Source organism: Mesorhizobium sp. M1334 (assembly GCF_040317995.1).
Taxonomy (GTDB): domain Bacteria; phylum Pseudomonadota; class Alphaproteobacteria; order Rhizobiales; family Rhizobiaceae; genus Mesorhizobium.
The window spans coordinates 29,389-46,542 of record NZ_JAMYLM010000025.1 but is presented as its reverse complement, the minus strand read 5'-3'; the positions used below and the strand labels follow the sequence as shown (position 1 = coordinate 46,542).

Sequence of the window (17,154 nt, the reverse complement as noted above, 5' to 3'; positions counted from 1 at the left end):
AATCGGTCATTGCGATGCCGCGCAGGGCTCGCTCGGCTGCATTGTTCGATAGGCAGATCCGCCCGTCGTCGAGGAACCGGGCGAAGGATGACCAGCGGCGCAGCATGTAGTTGAAGGCCTTGGTCAGATCATGTCCGCGCGAGAGCTTGTCGCGCGTCTCGATCATCCAGGTCTCGAGCTCGGTGACCAGCGGCACGCTCCGCTCCTGGCGCACGGCGTGGCGTTGGCCTGGCGACAGACCGTTGATCTCGCGTTCGATATCGAACAGGGCATCGATCCGCTTCACGGCTTACACCGCCAGCGGATAGACCAGGTTGGGCTTCTCGCCGTGCGCCTTCTTGCGCGCCGCCGCTTCGACATCGGCCAGCTCGAACACTTTGCGCCGGCTGTGGGCCCAGCAGCTGGCTTCCAGAATAGGCGCCGGCTGACGGCCCGTCGCATAGAGATCGCCATAACCACCAAAGGCATCGGCCTGCAGAATGCCGCTCCAGCCGGCAAGATGCGCCGCGGGATGTTCGCCTCGGCGATCGCGCGAATAATAGAACACCGCCGCCGGCGGATCGACACCGCCGAACGGTCGGTCATCACGCACATAGGTCCATAATCGGCCGGTATCGGTCTTGCCCTTGGCCAGGACCGGCACCGTCGTGTCGTCGCCGTGCAGACGTGAAGCGGCCAGCACATGGGCTTCGAGCCGCTTGAACAGCGGCATCAGCGCCGCGGCGCCGGCGCCGACCTGGTCGGCCAGCGTCGACAGGCTGAGCGGCACGCCTTCGCGGGCATAGCGTTCAGCCTGGCGGTTGAGCGGCTGATGCTGGCCGAACTTCTCGAACAGGATCATCGCCAGCAGGCCGGGACCGGCCCAGCCCCGCGGGGTGGCGTGGAACGGCGCCGGAGCCTGGCTGATCGCCTCGCAGTCGCGGCAGGTGAACTTCTCCCGCACGTGCTGGATCACCTTCCATTGCCGCGGCACCACCTCCAGCGTCTCGGTGATATCCTCACCCAGCTTGCGCAGCCGATGGCCGCCGCAGCAGTGGCAAGCGGTCGGCGCCGGCTCGACCATGCGTTCGCGCGGCAGATGCTCGGGAAATGGCTGGCGCGCCGGCCGCTTGCGCATGTAAGGCGCCACCTCGGTGGTCCGGGCCGCGGCCTGTTCGGCGGCGATCTCGTCTTCCGTCGCGGTGCTCTCGAGTTCCTCGAAGGTGAGTTCCATCTGGTCGTGCAGGCGGGCTGAGCGTTCAGAACTCTGACCATGCCGCCCGCTGCAGCTTCCGGATCGTCAGATGCTGATGCGCGATCAGCGCCGCATCATCCGATGCCTTGGCCCTGGCGACCGCCAGTTCGGCCTCGACCAGCGCAGCGCGTGCGGCCTCGTCTTCGGCTCTGGCCAGCGCCGCGCTCAGCGCTGCTCTCAGCGCGCCGATATCGTCCGGAACAGCATCCTGGGCGGTGGCAACCATGCTCTGGAGTGAATCATAAAACGCGTCCGCTGACTCGCGGAAAATGGCGCAAACGCAAAGAAAAACTCAGCCCGCGCGCTGCGGGCGGAACGTGTGAAGCGGGTTGCGCCAATCGATCCCGTCGAGCATGTAGGCGAGCTGCGCCGGTGATATGGAAACCGTGCCGTCCGCCGGCGACGGCCATAGGAACCGGCCCTTCTCGAGCCGCTTTGCATATAGCGACATGCCGAGCCCATCATGCCAGATAATCTTGATCAGATTGCCGCTGCGGCCGCGAAAGACATAAAGATCGCCGGCATGCGGATCCCGGCCCAACGTCTCCTGAACCTGCAGAGCGAGGCCTTGCATCCCGCGACGCATATCGGTTCGGCCGACCGCCAACCAGATCCGCACCTGGCTCGGAACCGGGATCATGAAACGCCCAGCGCCTTCACCATCGCCGCCGCCAGTGTCGGCGGCGTGGTCAGCGGTATCCGCAGCCGCACCTTGCCGGCGATCTTCAGCTCGATCACCGCTGGTGGCGCCGCCGGCACCGAAGCGGCGGCAGGCTCATCGGGAAGCACGATAACTTCGGCAAAGCCCGTCTCGCGGGCTCTCATCGTGCGGCGCCACTTATAGATCAGGCTGGTCGCGACATCGTACTGGCGCGCTACCGCCGCCACTGTGGCCCCGGGCGCGAATGCCGCAGCCAGTATCCGGCACTGATCCTCTTCACTCCAACGACGACGACGCTCAGGCCCGGTCAATAACGTCACATGGCTCATGCTGTGCTGCTAACTACGCTCGTAAGGACGACCTTAAGAGCGCAGCCTCGCTTCCGTGCCATGCTCGCGCAAGGCGGCCCTCGCCGGAGGCGTACCCCCACCCTGCCAGAGCGCAGGTCAGTTCCTCCACCGGTCATGGAATCTTTGCTGGGGCATCTGGCCGCGCAACCCGTTTCCGTCATCAAGCGTGCTGCGTTTCGAGAGGCTTGTTCAGGGACGCTTCGGTCTGATGATCATCACCGTCCGAGCGACCTGTGCATCATCTCGCCCAGTTTTGCCAGATAAGTTTCGTTCTGAGCAATCCATGGGAATGAGAAGTTGAGCGCTACGAAGTTTCGGAAGGAGGCCTCGATCGAGAAGATTGGACCTGGGAGAAAACTGAAGTCGGATTCTATCGCTTGAAGCAAAGCGCTAGTAGCATCGAAGCCGACAGGCCCTCGTACCCAGCACATGTACCCGCCGACGGGAGGCGATACAACACATTCACTTGGAAAATGTTCTGCGATTAGATCGAGGCCCCGTTGCATTCTCGCGGCAAGTGTGCCGCGCAACTGCCTCAAATGTCGATCCTGACTACGGGTAGCCAGAAACGTGGCGATCGCGCGCTGGACAATACCATCACCGCTGTTCAGTCCATGTGCATACTGGTGAGTCATCAAACGTCGTGTGTGCGTGCCGGCAATGATCCAACCTAATCCATACGCTGGCGGGAGCGAGGCCATGAAACTCCCGAATTGCACCACGATATCGGACGGATCGTGTTGCTTGAACGAAGGCTGTCTGCTGCCATCGAAGTTCAGGTCGCTGAACATGTCATTTTCGAGAATAAGTACTTGGTGTTGGCGAGCAATTTCCACAACACGGCGCATTGTTTGCTCGGAATAGGTCACGCCTGTGGGATAGTGATTGGAGCCCATAAGCAATGCCACGCGAACCGAATTAGAGCGGACAAGATGGAGGAATTGTTCGGGATCGATGCCCGAGCGCGGGTGGGAATAAATCTCCACCACGGAGAGGCTCTTGCGGTTCAAGCCGGCCAGCATTGGAAAATAAGAAGGACTTTCGACAAGAATGACGTCTCCTGGCTTGGTGAATGCATTGAGGCACATGTCGAAGCACGACATGCCCGTGTTGCCGACAACGATTTCCCCGTGCGATACGACGCTTCCCCGCCTTGAGGCGCGGCGCGAAATTTCATGTCGCAACTGCACGTCGCCTTGTGGTGAATCGCACCCAACAAGCCTGGTCTCGCCTTGGCGCAAGAGCTGGCGCAACAGCCGGTCTATGTCGTTGCGGTCGAATAGGTCCGGACTTGGGTAGAAGCTGCCGAATGCGCCAAGCTCATTTGAATACCAAATATGGAGCAAAGCCTCAGGCAGATTTTTTACAGTCTCTCCATGGACAACGTGGCCATTCTTCCCTGGGTCTGTCACTGGCGCCGGAACACCGACGACATAGAAGCCCGACCGGGGCCGTGCCTCGCATACCCCCTCAGCCTCCAAGAGCTCGTATGCATGATGCACTGTCATCGGGCTATAGCCGGTATCTTCGCTTAACTGCCGGACAGACGGCAGGCGATCACCGAGTCTCAGAGTCCCTGTGCGAATGCCGCGCTTGATGAGGTCAACGACAAATTCGTAGCGGCGCATAGCCACTGTCTTGGGGATATGGGGCAGAGGATTGGAGTTCATACCGTAAATGGCACCTGCGGTGTCTGCACAAGAAAGCTGTTTTACCTCTAAACGAACAATGGGTGGCAGTCCGATCCGTTGCAGTGCTTGGGCCTCCTGCACCGCCGTAGCCGGCCACCGAACAATATGGATCCTTCTGGACCGGCAAAATGCACAAAAGCCACCTATTCCGCGGAGCACAGTTTCTGGCAAGGAGGCGTTTCGAGGTTTGCTTTGGAACTGGGCCGTCTGTGCTGAACGAATTCGCAGGAATTTGACACTGGTGCATCTCCAGATTTTTGTTTCTTTTGTCATATTGGCAACGTTCAAATTTGCCAGGCGCTGAGGAAGGTTTATGGAAACGGTCGTTATCATCGGAGGAGGGCTAGCAGGACATCGTGCCGCCACAACGCTCGCCGAGCTGTGTCCTGAGCAGCGCACGGTCCTGATTCATGGCGAGAGCGGGACACCCTATGACAGGCCGCCGCTGTCCAAGGACTTTCTCTTGGAGGGCAAGAGGCCGACCCTGAAAGGGTCTGAGCTGTATGCAAAGGGCGTCGTTTTGCGAGATGGAACGAAGGCCACTCTCATCGACCCTCTTCGACGCATCGTCCATACTGACAACGGTGATCCGGAACACTACGACAAGCTTTTGATCGCAACGGGATCTCGGGTCCGGCAGCTGGAGAACTTCAATGTGGACCCAGCACAAGTTCATTATTTGCGCACTGAAGCAGACGCTTTACGATTACGCGCGGCTCTCGCGCGAGGCCGACGGCTGGCAGTTGTCGGCGGCGGTTTTATAGGACTGGAGGTATCGGCGATCGCTCGCCGCTTGGGCTGTCAAACAACGGTCTTTGAGCTGGCGCCGCGACTGCTGCCGCGTAGCGCCTCGCTCTCCTTATCAGAATGGGTCGCGACGCGCCACGCGAGCGAAGGTGGTGAGCTGCGTTTGAACTGTGCAAATCTGCGCATGTCGAATAATTCAAAGGGCGAGGTCCTTCTGACTTGGGATGGAGGGTCGGCCGTTGCTGACATGGTCCTTATTGCCATCGGGATCGGGCCAAATGCGGAAATCGCCGCTGACGCCGGCATCGACACTGCCGACGGGATCGTTGTGAATGAACGCTGCGAAACGTCCGTTCCGGGAATATATGCTGCCGGAGAAGTGACGAACTATCCTGTGCCCGCGCTTGGCCGGCGGCTACGCAGTGAGAGCTGGACTGTGGCCGGCGATCAGGCAGTCGTGGCCGCACAAGTCATGTGCGGTCTGGATGCACAGTATCAGGACCTACCTTGGTTCTGGTCCGATCAGTGCGGCGTAACCCTCCAGTCACTCGGACTGCCAGCCCTCGCGACGCGCCTGTATCGCATCGGGGACGTCGCGAGCGAACGGTGGCTGGAGATTGGCGCCGATGACCATGGGCGTTTTGTCAGTGCCGTGGGGGTCAACCCTGGTCGTGACATGACGCAGCTCCGGCGAGACGCAAAGGCTGCCAAGCCCATATCGCCGGATATTATGAGCCGGGCCGAGGAAGTCGATCCGTCCGACTTATACCTGGCAGCTGGCTAATTACGGAAGTCGGAGTGAACTGTGACAACAGCAGAAAAGAACATAGATACCGCGCTGCAAAATTCTGAATGGATAATACTTTGCGCCCTTTCCGATCTTGAAGAGGATACCGTAACGCCGGTCGAAATCGACGACAAACGGATTGCTATTTACCTAATCGACCACAAAGTATATGCGACCACCAACGTGTGTTCACACGCGTTCGCTCTCCTTTCCGACGGCTGGCTGGAGGGGACCCTTATCGAGTGCCCTTTGCATGGTGCTCAATTTGAAATCACCTCGGGTGAAGTGGTTCAAGGCCCGGCTGACTGCCCGATCACCGTGTTCGAGACGAAGGTGGAAAGTGGCCAGGTCCTGGTGCGTCTTCCCGTAGCGTGAAGTCGCGCCAGAGCTGGGGCCGAAACACGCTGTACGTTGGTGCCCGCGCACGTATTCGAGTGCCTATGACAGCGCTTGGGCAGACGGCATCGTCTTTCGCACCAGGTGCCATCCGAGATCTGTGACATCGCTTCGTCGTGTAAGCCTTGGGTCGCATCGACCAGCTCAAGTTGGGGAGGAACGGGGTGGATTACGTCAACGTTGGAAGGACCGGCCTCAAGGTTTCTCGGATCTGTCTTGGCTGTTTAAGCTTCGGCTTAACTGAGCGGCGCTGGGGTCTGAGCGAGGATCAAAGCCGACCGATCATCAAGCGTGCGATCGAAGGCGGAATCAATTTCTTCGATACCGCCAACGCCTACGGCAACGGCGCGAGCGAGGAGGTTCTGGGCCGAGCTGTCCATGATTATACCCGGCGCGACGAGGTAGTGATCGCGACGAAGGTCTACTACCCGATGCGGGCCGATCCAAACGGACGTGGCCTGTCACGCAAGGCGATCATGGCGGAGGTGGAGGCGAGCCTACGCCGCCTCAACACCGACTATCTCGACCTTTACCAAATCCATCGCTGGGACGACGCTACTCCGATCGAAGAGACGCTCGACACACTACACGACGTCGTCAAATCCGGGAAGGTTCGGTATATCGGTGCATCCTCAATGGCTGCATGGCAATTCTGCAAAGCGCTCCAACTCGCTGGCAATCATGGTTGGACCCGCTTTGTCTCCATGCAACCGCACTACAATCTCCTCTATCGCGAGGAAGAACGCGAGATGCTCCCTCTGTGCGAGAGCGACGGTGTTGGCGTTTTACCGTGGAGTCCGCTTGCGGGGGGGCGTCTCGCTCGACCTTGGCAGGAAGAGCCAGACACCCTTCGCGGGCGGACCGACGAATTAAGCGCGGGCAACTACGCCCGAACGCAAGAAGCAGACAACATCGTCGTCGACCGTCTTACGTCGGTATCGCAAACACGGGGCCTCCCTCATGCGCAGCTTGCCTTGGCGTGGCTGCTTTCGAAGCCGGTGGTGACTGCACCCATCGTCGGCGTGACGAAGCCGCAACATCTCGAAGACGCGTTCGCGGCTGTCGGCGTGAAGCTATCGGAAGATGAGGTCAAATTACTCGACGCGCCGTACGTGCCACATCCAGTTTCAGGACTTTAGCTATAGGCGATGGGAACGGCAGCGAGCACTAGATTACAAATTAACCTCGATCGCCGCGGCTGCCAAACTCATCCGCGCTTGCGAAACATCGACCCGATATTACCATCGGCAAACAGAGAGGCTAACCAGGATGAACAAAGTCTATGACTCGGTCATAGGTGCAATCGGCAGGACGCCGCTTGTAAAGCTGGATCGGCTTACGCGTATGCACCGGGTCGACGGCACAATCGTCGCAAAGCTTGACTACCTCAATCCGGGCTTCTCCAAAAAGGATCGTGCAGCACTCGCCATCATCGAAGAAGCCGAAGCACAGGGAATATTGAGCCCTGGGCAGACCGTCGTTGAGCTTACATCCGGAAACATGGGGACCGGTCTGGCTATTGTTTGCGCTATCAAGGACTACCCATTCGTCGCGGTTATGTCGAAAGGAAACTCTGTAGAGCGCGCCAGGATGATGCGTGCGCTCGGCGCTGAAGTCGTTCTCGTTGGCCAACTGCCTGGATCGCTACCCGGGCAGGTGTCAGGAGGTGATTTGGAACGCGTGAACGAGGAAGCGGTGCGCGTCACTGCTGAGCGAGGAGCCTTTCGGGCAGATCAATTCGTTCGCGACGGAAGTTGGCGTGCCCATTATGATCATACAGGTGTTGAATTTTGGGAACAGACCGGTGGCAAAATTGACGCCTTCGTAGACTTCTTGGGGTCCGGTGGCACGTACGCCGGTGTGACAAAATTACTCAAACAGCAAAACAGTGAAATAAAGTGCTTCGTTGTGGAGCCGATTGGCGCCGCAGCGGTTGCCGGTCACGACATTACACAGCCAGAGCACCCCATCCAAGGTGGTGGATACGTTATATCAAATCTGGCCTTTCTAGAGGGCGCGCCGATCGATGGCTGTCTGCAAGTGAGTGGTGACAAAGCGAAGCAAGTCGCCAGAGAACTCGCGCGGGTCGAGGGTATCTTTGCAGGATTCTCCTCGGGCGCGAACGTCGCTGCGGCTCTCCAACTGTTGCAAAGTGACCTTCGAGGGAAGACCGTCGCAGTGATGATTTGTGATTCGGGTCTCAAGTATCTTTCCACGGATTTATGGAGCTAGGAGGGCAACGGGGCACCGATGGCGGCGTTGTACTAACTCAATTTGGCGATATCTGCATCTAACACTGCGCCGAAGCTTGATGCTCTGCTTGGCGGAGCGCGGTCTCGAGAGAAGCCGGATATAGAGAACCAAGGCCTGCTAAATTAGACAAGCCGATGTCCATTCCCTCTCGCCATCGTAAAACGATCACCGTCCACATGTGACGATCTAAATCTCCTTAGAAACAAGTGTCGCATGCGGTGGAGAATAGTTTGATGACCATCCCGATCAATCGCCATGACCTCAAGGAATTCAGTGACTATGGAAAATGACTCTCTCAGCCTTGATGAAATCGTCCGCTGCGTGAACGCGAAAGCTGCCGAATACTGCGCCTTAAGCGACCGTATCTGGGCAATGCCCGAATTAGCCTTTGAGGAGCATCGCTCGGTTGCCGAGCACATTGCTATGCTCGAGCGGGAGGGTTTTCGCATCACCACGAATATCGGCGGCATCGCTACCGCCTTTGTCGCCGAATTCGGCGAGGGCAACCCTATCATTGGGATACTCGGCGAATACGACGCGCTTCCCGATCTTGCTCAAGTCGCGGGCGCAACTAAGCCCGAACCATCGATCGCGGGGGGACCAGGACACGGCTGTGGGCACAATCTTCTCGGCTCTGGCTCGGCGCTTGCAGCAGTTGCATTGAAAGATGCGCTCGCAGCTGAAGGTATAAAGGGTAGAGTTCGCTATTATGGTTGCCCCGCTGAAGAAAATATGGGGGGTAAGGCCTATATGGCCCGAGCCGGCGCATTTGATGATCTGGATGCTGCCTTTTGTTGGCACCCGGGGGCCCTTAATGAAGTGGTAACAAAATCCACGAACGCTGCAATTGGGGTTCGTTTCTCCTTCACGGGTCGCGCGGCCCACGCGGCGTGTAATCCCCATTTAGGGCGCAGCGCGCTCGACGCAGTGGAATTAATGAACGTGGGTGTCAACTACATGCGCGAGCACATGCCTTCAGATGCACGCGTTCATTATGCCATCACCAACACCGGCGGCGAGGCGCCTAACGTTGTGCAGGCATATGCTGAGTCAGCTTACTTGGTTCGTTCTCCGGATTTGCAAGATGCTGAGCGCGTGTTCGCGCGCGTGAAAAAGATTGCAGAAGGTGCTGCGCTTATGACCGAGACGTCTGTTAACGTGCAAATCACTGCCGGGTACTCCAATATTTTGACCAACAACGCGCTACAAGACGTCATGTACGAGAACATGCGCCGTGTCGGCCCGCCAGCGTTTGATAAAGCTGACTACGAGTTCGCCAAGGAGCTTCGTAAGACGGCCCTGACCGACGAAGATGTGCTGGCCAGCGTCGCGACGCGCGATATTGCACTGAAGGATAAGATTTTACACGATAGCCTCCTACCTTTGGGAACAGACACCTTCGATATGGGCTCGACAGATGTGGGCGACGTCAGCTGGGTCGTGCCGACTGCACAGTGCTACACGGCCTGTTTCGCAATTGGCACGCCATTCCACACTTGGCAGCTCGTCACTCAAGGCAATCTGCCCGCAGCCCACAAAGGAATGATATTGGCTGCCAAGGTCATGGCTTCTACAGCGGCAGATTGCATACGCAATCCAGATATCATCACTCGTGCAAAGGCGGAGTTCAAGCAACAAACGGGGGGGCGTCCATATCACTGCCCGATACCTTTTGACGTCATGCCGAGTGATCTGCGTGGGAAGGCGCTGTAAAGCTCCGCTATCAATACTCGCTCGACCGAGAAACCGATAGGTATTTTGGCTTAGAGCAGTGCGGGTCACGTTGGCAGCGACGTGCACCCAAACTCCGACGCCCAATTCCAGATATCACCCGATTAGGGAAAGAAATCGATGATTGAGACATATAGTATAGTTGCGCGCAACAATAGCGATAACACTATTGCAGATTTGAAGGACTTCTACTCACTGATAGACGGTTCGCTTGTGCGGGACGGCTTGAAATTGAAGGTCGTAAACCCGGCGACGCTTGACACTGTCGGAGTCGCAATAGTACCCTCTCTCAGAGATCTGCAGCAGGCGATCTACGCTGCCGACCGTGCTTTTCGAGCCTGGCGGGACGAGCCGTGGAAGGTGCGTAGCAGTCTCCTTCGTGGTCTCGCCGACGTTCTCCGCAGCAACACTGAGGAGTTGGCACGCCTTTTGACCCAGGAGCAGGGAAAACCGCTTCAACAGGCTCGAGACGAAACGATCTCCTGCGCAGGATTTCTTGAGCACTGTTCAGGCCAAGAGTTGCGCCCTGTCGTCTTGAACGAGAATCCGGAGACTTACGCGGAGCAGTTCTATCTACCCTATGGCGTGGTTGCGGGAATCGTGCCGTGGAATTTCCCACTCGATGTTGCGATATCAAAGATCGGTCCCGCGATCATCACAGGAAATTCCATTATCATCAAGCCGGCGCCGACGACTCCCCTGGCTACCCTGCGCTTCGGAGAACTGATCAAGGATGTTGTTCCGCCAGGGCTTATTCAGATCATCGCTGACGATGGATCAATTGGTCCAGCACTCGTTAGTCATCCCAGCATCGCAAAGATCTCTTTTACGGGATCCACCGCATCCGGGAAAGCAGTTATGGCGTCCGCCGCTCGGGGCTTGAAGCGTCTCTCGTTGGAATTGGGCGGCAACGATCCGGCAATCGTGTTTGAGGACGTCGACGTGACGCGTGTGGCGCAAGCCATTTTCAACGCGGCATTTTTAAATAGCGGACAGGTCTGCACTGCAATCAAGCGGGTCTATGTTCATGCGGCCATTGCTGATCGGTTCTGCGAATGCCTTGCCTCTCTGGCGCGAAATTCAGTTGTGGGCGATGGTTTGGACGTAAATGTCACGGTAGGTCCGCTGCAGAATAAGGCGCAGTACGATAAGGTTCTTCAATATTTGGACGAGGCAGAGAAGGTCGGCCGCATTGTGGCAGGAGGTAACGCACCACCTCTTGCTGGCTACTTCATCAACCCGACTATCGTCACCGATATTTCCGATGAAGCCTCACTCGTCAAAGATGAGCAGTTCGGCCCCATTCTTCCAGTCCTGACATTTACGGATGTAGATGAGGTCGTGCGCCGAGCGAACGGCACGCCTTTTGGTCTCACTGCTTCTGTATGGTCGGCTGATAAAGATCGAGCGGCGCGGATCGCTCGGCGGTTGGACTCCGGAGTAGTATGGGTGAACAAGCATCTGGAGTTCAGTCTGGACTATCCATTCAGTCCTTGTAAGCAATCGGGTTTTGGTACCGAGGGGGGTATCGAGGGGTTGAAGGAGTATGCTCAACTTCGCGTGCTAAGCTGACATGTTGAGGGCTTATTGTGGGTTGTAGTGCCTCACGGTTAAGCTCTTGATGTGATGCCTTGATCCATATCGTGAGCTATTTTTTTGGCGCTTGCATCGGGGCGCGCTGCCGGCTGGTTGGCGTGATCGGGACAGGTTGTTAATGTGCATTCCGTCGGCCAAAGTTGGGTTTGCAATAATTTCCTACCAGCGATCCACGGGCACCTGACTTGTGACGATGGTTGAGCGTCGTTCGTAGCGATCCTCAATGATCTCCAGGAGATCGCGGCGTTGGTCGTCATTGAGTTTTTCCGGTCCCCAGTCATCAAGGATCAGCAGGTCGGTCCTGGCAAGAGATTTGAGGATCCTGCCGTATCGCCCGTCGCCTCTTGCGAGCGCGAGGGCGGCGAACAGCCGGGGAAGCCGGTGGTAGGCGACTGAGAAGTCTTCGCGGCAGGCCTGGTGGCCAAGAGCGCAGGCAAGCCAGCTTTTGCCTACGCCGGCTGGCCCGGTGACAAGAAGACCGTGATGCTTTCTGATCCAGCCGCAGCCGGCAAGCGCCATGAACAAATTGCGGTCGAGGCCGCGTGCGGCGCGGAAGTCGGCATTCTCGATCTGCGCGTCATGGCGAAGCTTGGCAGCCCTGGCGCGAGCCTCGAAACGCTTCTGGCGGCGCATGGTCGCCTCGCGTCGAGCAGCATGGCAAGCCATTCGCCGTGCTCGAGGCCGCGCACTTCGGACTGTGCGTCGAGTTCCTGGAAAGCGGTTGCCATGCCGTAAAGGCCGAGCTCTCGCAGCATGTCGATGGTGGGATTGATCAGCATGGGCGGATCTCCTCAATGAAAGTAATCAGGGCCACGCAGATTGGCGTGATCGACGATGGCGGTTGGTTCGGTGGAATGGCGTGCGGCTTTGTGGTTGGCGATAAGCGAAGCGATGCTCTTGCAGTTCAGGCCACCGATCTCGACAGCGCGGGCTGACACGGCTTCGGCCCGATTGCGATCGATGTCGCGAAACAGACGTAGGATGCCCAGACATGTTCGAAAGCCCTGCTCGGGATGCGGACGGCTGGCGAGAATTGCGATGACCAGACCTTCGGTCTGCGGTCCGATCGACGTGGCCCAGCGCCGAAAGCGCTCCGGCGTCCATTCGGCATAGCGCCGGTGGGAACTGGGCATGTGATCCGGATCGGTTCCATGACGAGGACCTCCATAGCGGCGCTGATGCACCCGCGACGCGCTTGCCGCGGTGGAAGATCTCGATGGTGCGCGCCGTTGCTCTCAGATCGACCTGCTGACGAATGAGGCTGTGGGGCACGGAATAAAAGAAGGTCTTGAACTCGACATGATAATCCGTCGAGACGCGGGCCAAACGCCATTCGGCAGTGGAAGACTGGCCAAAAGCCGGGCGCTCGACGGTCTCGAAGAGCTGTCGGCGACTGACGCCCAGCCGGCGCATGACGTGGTCGTTGATGCGATCGAGCGCTTGGGCAATGGCGGCATTGGCCTCAGCCAGCGAGAAGAAAGTCTGGTTGCGCAGGCGCCCCAGAATGCAGGACTGGGCGAAACGCACTCCATTCTCCACTTTGGATTTATCCCGAGGCTTTCTTGGCCGTGCCGGAAGAACGCCGACGCCATAGTGGGAAGCCATCATGCCGTAGCTGCGGTTGATCTCGGGATCGTAGAAACTGGCGCGACTGACGCCCGACTTCAGATTGTCGGGAACGACGAGTCTGGGAGTCTGGGAACGCCGTGAAAAAAACGAAACATCCGGACATGCGAGCCAATCCAGTTGGGGAGCGTTTGCGTCCAGGTGGCCTCGGCAAAGGTGTAGCTGGACGCACCCAGCACCGCCACGAAGATCTCCGCCGCGCGGATCTCACCGGTCTTGCGATCGACAATCGGAATCTTTTTGCCGGAATAATCCACGAAGACCTTGTCGCCGGCCGCATGCTCCTGGCGCATCGTCGGTGACAGCCTGCTTAAATCCCCGTAGAAGTTCACAAAAGCGACTGTAGCCATAACCGTCGGGATGCGACCCTCGATACTCCTCCCACAGGATGAGCAAGGTGACGCCGGGCTTCTTGAGCTCGACCGCAAGATCGGCCCAGTTCGGTTCCGTGCGTCGTCGCGTGCCCTGTTTGACGCCGTTGCGACTGAAGAGCTTGTGCTCAAGCGCATCGTCGGTCAGCTCGCCCGGCGGTGCCGTAGCGGATCGTGTTGGAATTCGGCGGAGCAGCCTCCGGTAGGTTGAGATTATCGGTTCATGCGGCGAGGTCAATCTGCTGATCGAGTGGCTTCGTAGGAAGCGTCTGCCAGCCGTCGATCTTTCGCATCGAGATCTGGCCGGACGCCATCAATGCCCAGAAAAGCATGGCCGCGGTTTCGGCCGAAGGCAGCACGGTCTGGGTCTTGATGCGCCGCTTGAACTCCTCATGCAGACGCTCAATCGCGTTTGTAGTTCTGGCGCTTTTCCACTGGCTCGGCGGCAGCCGGGTGAAGGCGAAGAGACGCTCGCCGGCCTGCTCCAGGCTATCGGCCACCGCGCGGCATTTGAGCCGCCATTTGCGGATGAACGCCTGGCGGCGGGTTTTGATCTCCTCCGGCGTGGCGGCGTAGATCATGTCGGTGTAATCGGCGCTGATCTCCTCGTGCAGCCGCTCGGGGGCATGGGCAAGCAGGTTGCGATGCTTGTGAACCGTACATCTTTGCACCGGCACCCCGTCCCACAGGGCGGCGATCGCCCTGTCCAGACCGGGCGCGCCGTCGACGATGAGGAACTCGGGTCGGCGCAGGCCGCGCCCGACGAGATCGTCAAGGATGGCGCGCCAGGCCGCGGTCATCTCGCCGCCCATGTTCTTGACCGCAAGCAGGATCTTCTGGCCGTCCTCGCGCACGCCGATGACCACGAGCAGCGAGATCGAGGTCGCCTTCCGGTCCAGCCTGACACGGACCACCGTTCCGTCGAGGATCAGGCGCACGATCGGCGCGTCGGCCAGCGAGCAGGCGTTCCAGGCTTCCCAATCCGTCTTGACCTTGCGCCAGGTGCGGCTGACGACGTCCTTGCCGACCGCACCGCCGAACAGCGCGGCGAGCGCGCGCCGCACGCGCCTGGTGTTCGTGCCGGCGAGATAAACAGAGGCGATCAACGCGTCGGCGGCCATCGTGCGCCGCTGGTAGGCGCGCAAGGCCTTGCTCTTCCACTCCGCCGTCTTGCCGTCACCGGCATCGAGGCGCGCCCGCGGCACCGTGATCTCGGTGGTGCCGAAGCTCCCCGTCAGCGTGCGCGTCCGGCTGCCATGGCGGTGGCCGGCAATCCCGGCGCTTTCATCGCCCCGTGCGGCCGGCTGCCGGCCATGGCGGGGACGGGCAAGCACTGCTTCCAGCTCGGTCTCGAGCATCGTTTCGATGAAGCCACGCACCCGCTCGCGCAGGCCAGCTTCGATCGGATCAAACCAGTTGTCGAAAAGATAGCTCGTCGCCTCATCCGCAGGATGAACGGCATCGGCATTCATGGTAGTCCTTGTCATGGCGTAGTCTCCTGTCCGGCGCTGCAAGGCCGGATGATTCGAGGTTGAACACCCCGGAGACTACGCCAACTCCCAATTCCAACCACTCCCGCGACGGCACCCCGCCCGGCAAGGGCCAGCTCAATCCAACCGCGGCTGCACGCTGCAAATTATCCTGCACCGTACTGCGCGCTATCCCCAATACGACCGCAATCTCGCGGGAGCTCGTCCCGCTTCCGGCAAGCCGCAGCGTCTGTCTCAATTGTCTCATGGTCAGCCTTCTCTTTGCCGGCATCAAAATGTCCCCGTTCATGGCGAGGTGATTGATGCCAAAGTTGCTGACCCAGGAGGTAATCTTCAGTGCCGAAAACTGGCCGGCTTTTGATTGGAATGGTGGCCGGCTTCACGTCGGAATCCGCACCTCCGAGCCGCCAACAAGCAGTTGGACCGTTGGACCAGTAACTCCTCACCTAGAGCTCGGAAGCACATCCGCCCCGAAAATGATCCTGATTGCGCCCCTCGCAATTGCCGGCAAGTCATATTGGCGAGCGCCATATGATTCGCAAAGTGAGCCGCGTATGCGCTGGAACGAAGTGCTCGGTTCGGCTGCCGGCAGAATGCTACGCGAGCGGCTGCTCGAATAAGGTCACAAGGGCCGCAGTTTGCCCCCGCGGGCCCCCCCCTTGCATAATGCGCGGAACCTCCAGTCGATGCAGTAAAGTGGATAAGAAAGCTTGTCGCGCGGCGGGACCCACTACTAATGCAGATCGGCGGCACGTGCCGAGGCAAAGTACACGTCAAGTTCTGGCCATCTGCTAAGACCGCACTGGGGAGAACGTCACTCGGGTGCTCCATCGCTGAAGTAGCAGGCCGCCACAATAGGACAGGTTAAAAATGGTTGTCTCTCGCCTCGTGCCGCCGCGACCGTGACTGACGCTCGGCGTATGGGGCAGAGTGGCCTCTGCGTCACCGGCGGGGCATTGCATGGTGTGATGGCCAACTTTGGGGCGAACTGTATATTTAACTGCGCCGACAAAGCTGCCATCGTCCTGCCAAGCACACTCGCTTGCGTGCGCTTCACGCTACCAATTGAGAATACCAATGGAGGAAAACATGAATTCCGGGCCAGTGATGAGCAGTAGGAAGAAGATCACCATTGTGGACACCGATGTCCACCACTGCTACCGGACAAAATCGGAGCTTTTTCCTTACCTCAGCAAGTTCAATGCTGAGCGTTTTGAGGAGTTTGGCTTCGGCGGCCTCGAAATGGACCCTCACTCCTCTAGCGGAGGATATCACGGAACTCGGGTAGATTTTGAAGCGCAAGACAATGGGGAGATTTATGGCAGCAATGGTGACGCGCAGAGTTGCGGCAAGCGGCTGCTGGATGCGTATGGTATCGATGTAGGGATTCTCACTGGTGGTCCTGCACAAGTAGCGAGCGCGCTCGCCGACGTTGACTATGGGAGTGCTCTGTGTCGTGCGTTCAACGATTACTCAATGGACCATTGGATCGCCAAGGATCCGAGGTTTAGGCTTAACCTCGCAATCAATTCGCAGGACCCTTTAGGGGCGGCGGCTGAAATCGATAGGCTTGGCTCACATCCTTCAGTTTGTGGAATCATGTTCAGTTGTGGCGCACCAAGACCTTTTGGCCAGCGCTTTTATCATCCAATATACGAAGCATGCGTCCGGAACGGACTGGCCGTGACGATGCATTTCGGTTCAGAGGGAACGGGCATCAACCCGCCGCCCTCGCCGGCCGGCTGGCCAAGCTACTACATAGAAATGCGCATGCTGCGTCCCCCGTCTTATGCTGTGCACCTGTCAAGCTTTATTTTCGAAGGTGTGTTCGAAAAATTCCCGACCTTGAAGGTGGGCATGGTCGAAAGCGGATTTGCCTGGGTGGTGCCCCTGATGTGGAAGATGGATCTCGATTGGAAGGGGCTTCGTCGGCTCACTCCATGGGTTAAAAGGCTACCAAGTGAATACCTAATGGACCATGTTCGTTTCGGGACCCAACCCTTGGATGAGCCCGCCGATCCCGAAGCGATGAAGCACATTATCAACTGGATCGATGGTTCGCGAACGCTAATGTTTGCAAGTGACTTCCCGCACTGGGATTCGGATGATCCGACGATGACGTTGTCCGAACAGCCGGAGGCTCTGCGGCGACGCATCTTCGCGGAGAATGCCATCGAGACTTACAATCTGTCGCTACCGGCAATCTCTCAGGCCGCATAGG

The 17,154-nt window shown here is 58.6% G+C and carries 13 protein-coding genes and 3 pseudogenes; 7 read left to right on the top strand and 9 right to left on the bottom strand.

What is annotated here, in order from left to right:
- Positions 1-7: 7 nt before the first annotated feature.
- The 4 genes and pseudogenes from tnpC to NKH17_RS28130 all read right to left on the bottom strand — a co-directional run.
- Positions 8-1,460: pseudogene (tnpC, locus tag NKH17_RS28145) on the bottom strand (IS66 family transposase); the annotation flags it as partial.
- A 66-nt stretch (positions 1,461-1,526) separates the two neighbouring features.
- The gene (tnpB, locus tag NKH17_RS28140; RefSeq protein ID WP_127297977.1) at positions 1,527-1,874 is read right to left on the bottom strand and encodes an IS66 family insertion sequence element accessory protein TnpB; all 348 of its coding nucleotides are present in this window, start codon (positions 1,872-1,874) and stop codon (positions 1,527-1,529) included.
- A complete protein-coding gene (gene tnpA / locus NKH17_RS28135) occupies positions 1,871-2,224 on the bottom strand; it encodes an IS66-like element accessory protein TnpA (protein ID WP_352972900.1) in 354 nt (117 codons plus the stop codon). The genes tnpB and tnpA overlap by 4 nt, the downstream gene beginning before the upstream one ends.
- Positions 2,225-2,460: 236 nt before the next feature.
- Positions 2,461-4,209 carry an aminotransferase-like domain-containing protein gene (locus NKH17_RS28130; protein ID WP_352972898.1) on the bottom strand — a complete coding sequence of 583 codons (1,749 nt, stop codon included), beginning with the start codon at positions 4,207-4,209 and terminating at the stop codon, positions 2,461-2,463.
- A gap of 40 nt (positions 4,210-4,249) precedes the next feature.
- Between NKH17_RS28130 and NKH17_RS28125 the strand changes: the two genes are divergently transcribed.
- The 6 genes from NKH17_RS28125 to NKH17_RS28100 all read left to right on the top strand — a co-directional run bounded on the left by NKH17_RS28125 (position 4,250) and on the right by NKH17_RS28100 (position 11,422).
- Positions 4,250-5,467: an NAD(P)/FAD-dependent oxidoreductase gene (locus NKH17_RS28125; protein ID WP_352972896.1), complete on the top strand. Its 1,218-nt coding sequence runs from the start codon at positions 4,250-4,252 to the stop codon at positions 5,465-5,467.
- Between the two features lie 21 nt (positions 5,468-5,488).
- Complete coding sequence (locus tag NKH17_RS28120) at positions 5,489-5,845, top strand: non-heme iron oxygenase ferredoxin subunit (protein ID WP_352972894.1); 357 nt, start codon at positions 5,489-5,491, stop codon at positions 5,843-5,845.
- A gap of 185 nt (positions 5,846-6,030) precedes the next feature.
- A complete protein-coding gene (locus NKH17_RS28115) occupies positions 6,031-7,005 on the top strand; it encodes an aldo/keto reductase (RefSeq protein WP_352972891.1) in 975 nt (324 codons plus the stop codon).
- 130 nt (positions 7,006-7,135) lie between these two features.
- The gene (locus NKH17_RS28110; protein ID WP_352972889.1) at positions 7,136-8,098 is read left to right on the top strand and encodes a PLP-dependent cysteine synthase family protein; all 963 of its coding nucleotides are present in this window, start codon (positions 7,136-7,138) and stop codon (positions 8,096-8,098) included.
- 300 nt (positions 8,099-8,398) lie between these two features.
- Positions 8,399-9,832, top strand: coding sequence for a M20 family metallopeptidase (locus NKH17_RS28105; protein ID WP_352972962.1), 1,434 nt, complete (start codon positions 8,399-8,401; stop codon positions 9,830-9,832).
- Between the two features lie 138 nt (positions 9,833-9,970).
- Positions 9,971-11,422 carry an aldehyde dehydrogenase family protein gene (locus tag NKH17_RS28100; RefSeq protein WP_352972887.1) on the top strand — a complete coding sequence of 484 codons (1,452 nt, stop codon included), beginning with the start codon at positions 9,971-9,973 and terminating at the stop codon, positions 11,420-11,422.
- 186 nt (positions 11,423-11,608) lie between these two features.
- On the opposite strand, the pseudogene istB reads toward NKH17_RS28100, so the two are convergent.
- From istB to NKH17_RS28075, 5 genes and pseudogenes are all read right to left on the bottom strand, one after another.
- A pseudogene (gene istB, locus NKH17_RS28095) lies at positions 11,609-12,225 on the bottom strand (IS21-like element helper ATPase IstB); the annotation flags it as partial.
- A 12-nt stretch (positions 12,226-12,237) separates the two neighbouring features.
- Complete coding sequence (locus NKH17_RS28090) at positions 12,238-12,579, bottom strand: hypothetical protein (RefSeq protein WP_352972885.1); 342 nt, start codon at positions 12,577-12,579, stop codon at positions 12,238-12,240.
- A gap of 112 nt (positions 12,580-12,691) precedes the next feature.
- A pseudogene (locus NKH17_RS33510) lies at positions 12,692-12,859 on the bottom strand (Mu transposase domain-containing protein); the annotation flags it as partial.
- 251 nt (positions 12,860-13,110) lie between these two features.
- The gene (locus tag NKH17_RS28080; protein ID WP_352972881.1) at positions 13,111-13,365 is read right to left on the bottom strand and encodes a hypothetical protein; all 255 of its coding nucleotides are present in this window, start codon (positions 13,363-13,365) and stop codon (positions 13,111-13,113) included.
- A gap of 299 nt (positions 13,366-13,664) precedes the next feature.
- Positions 13,665-14,915: an IS256 family transposase gene (locus NKH17_RS28075; protein WP_352972961.1), complete on the bottom strand. Its 1,251-nt coding sequence runs from the start codon at positions 14,913-14,915 to the stop codon at positions 13,665-13,667.
- A gap of 1,095 nt (positions 14,916-16,010) precedes the next feature.
- On the opposite strand from NKH17_RS28075, the gene NKH17_RS28070 reads away from it, so the two are divergent.
- A complete protein-coding gene (locus NKH17_RS28070) occupies positions 16,011-17,153 on the top strand; it encodes an amidohydrolase family protein (protein ID WP_352972879.1) in 1,143 nt (380 codons plus the stop codon).
- Position 17,154: the final 1 nt, after the last annotated feature.

What these genes read in the sequence shown, in the direction of transcription:
- tnpB (WP_127297977.1), bottom strand. Translation starts at nt 1,874, where the DNA reads ATGATCCCGGTTCCGAGCCAGGTGCGGATCTGGTTGGCGGTCGGCCGA.
- tnpA (WP_352972900.1), bottom strand. Translation starts at nt 2,224, where the DNA reads ATGAGCCATGTGACGTTATTGACCGGGCCTGAGCGTCGTCGTCGTTGG.
- NKH17_RS28130 (WP_352972898.1), bottom strand. Translation starts at nt 4,209, where the DNA reads ATGACAAAAGAAACAAAAATCTGGAGATGCACCAGTGTCAAATTCCTG.
- NKH17_RS28125 (WP_352972896.1), top strand. Translation starts at nt 4,250, where the DNA reads ATGGAAACGGTCGTTATCATCGGAGGAGGGCTAGCAGGACATCGTGCC.
- NKH17_RS28110 (WP_352972889.1), top strand. Translation starts at nt 7,136, where the DNA reads ATGAACAAAGTCTATGACTCGGTCATAGGTGCAATCGGCAGGACGCCG.
- NKH17_RS28105 (WP_352972962.1), top strand. Translation starts at nt 8,399, where the DNA reads ATGGAAAATGACTCTCTCAGCCTTGATGAAATCGTCCGCTGCGTGAAC.
- NKH17_RS28100 (WP_352972887.1), top strand. Translation starts at nt 9,971, where the DNA reads ATGATTGAGACATATAGTATAGTTGCGCGCAACAATAGCGATAACACT.
- NKH17_RS28090 (WP_352972885.1), bottom strand. Translation starts at nt 12,579, where the DNA reads ATGCCCAGTTCCCACCGGCGCTATGCCGAATGGACGCCGGAGCGCTTT.
- NKH17_RS28080 (WP_352972881.1), bottom strand. Translation starts at nt 13,365, where the DNA reads ATGCGCCAGGAGCATGCGGCCGGCGACAAGGTCTTCGTGGATTATTCC.
- NKH17_RS28075 (WP_352972961.1), bottom strand. Translation starts at nt 14,915, where the DNA reads ATGAATGCCGATGCCGTTCATCCTGCGGATGAGGCGACGAGCTATCTT.
- NKH17_RS28070 (WP_352972879.1), top strand. Translation starts at nt 16,011, where the DNA reads ATGGAGGAAAACATGAATTCCGGGCCAGTGATGAGCAGTAGGAAGAAG.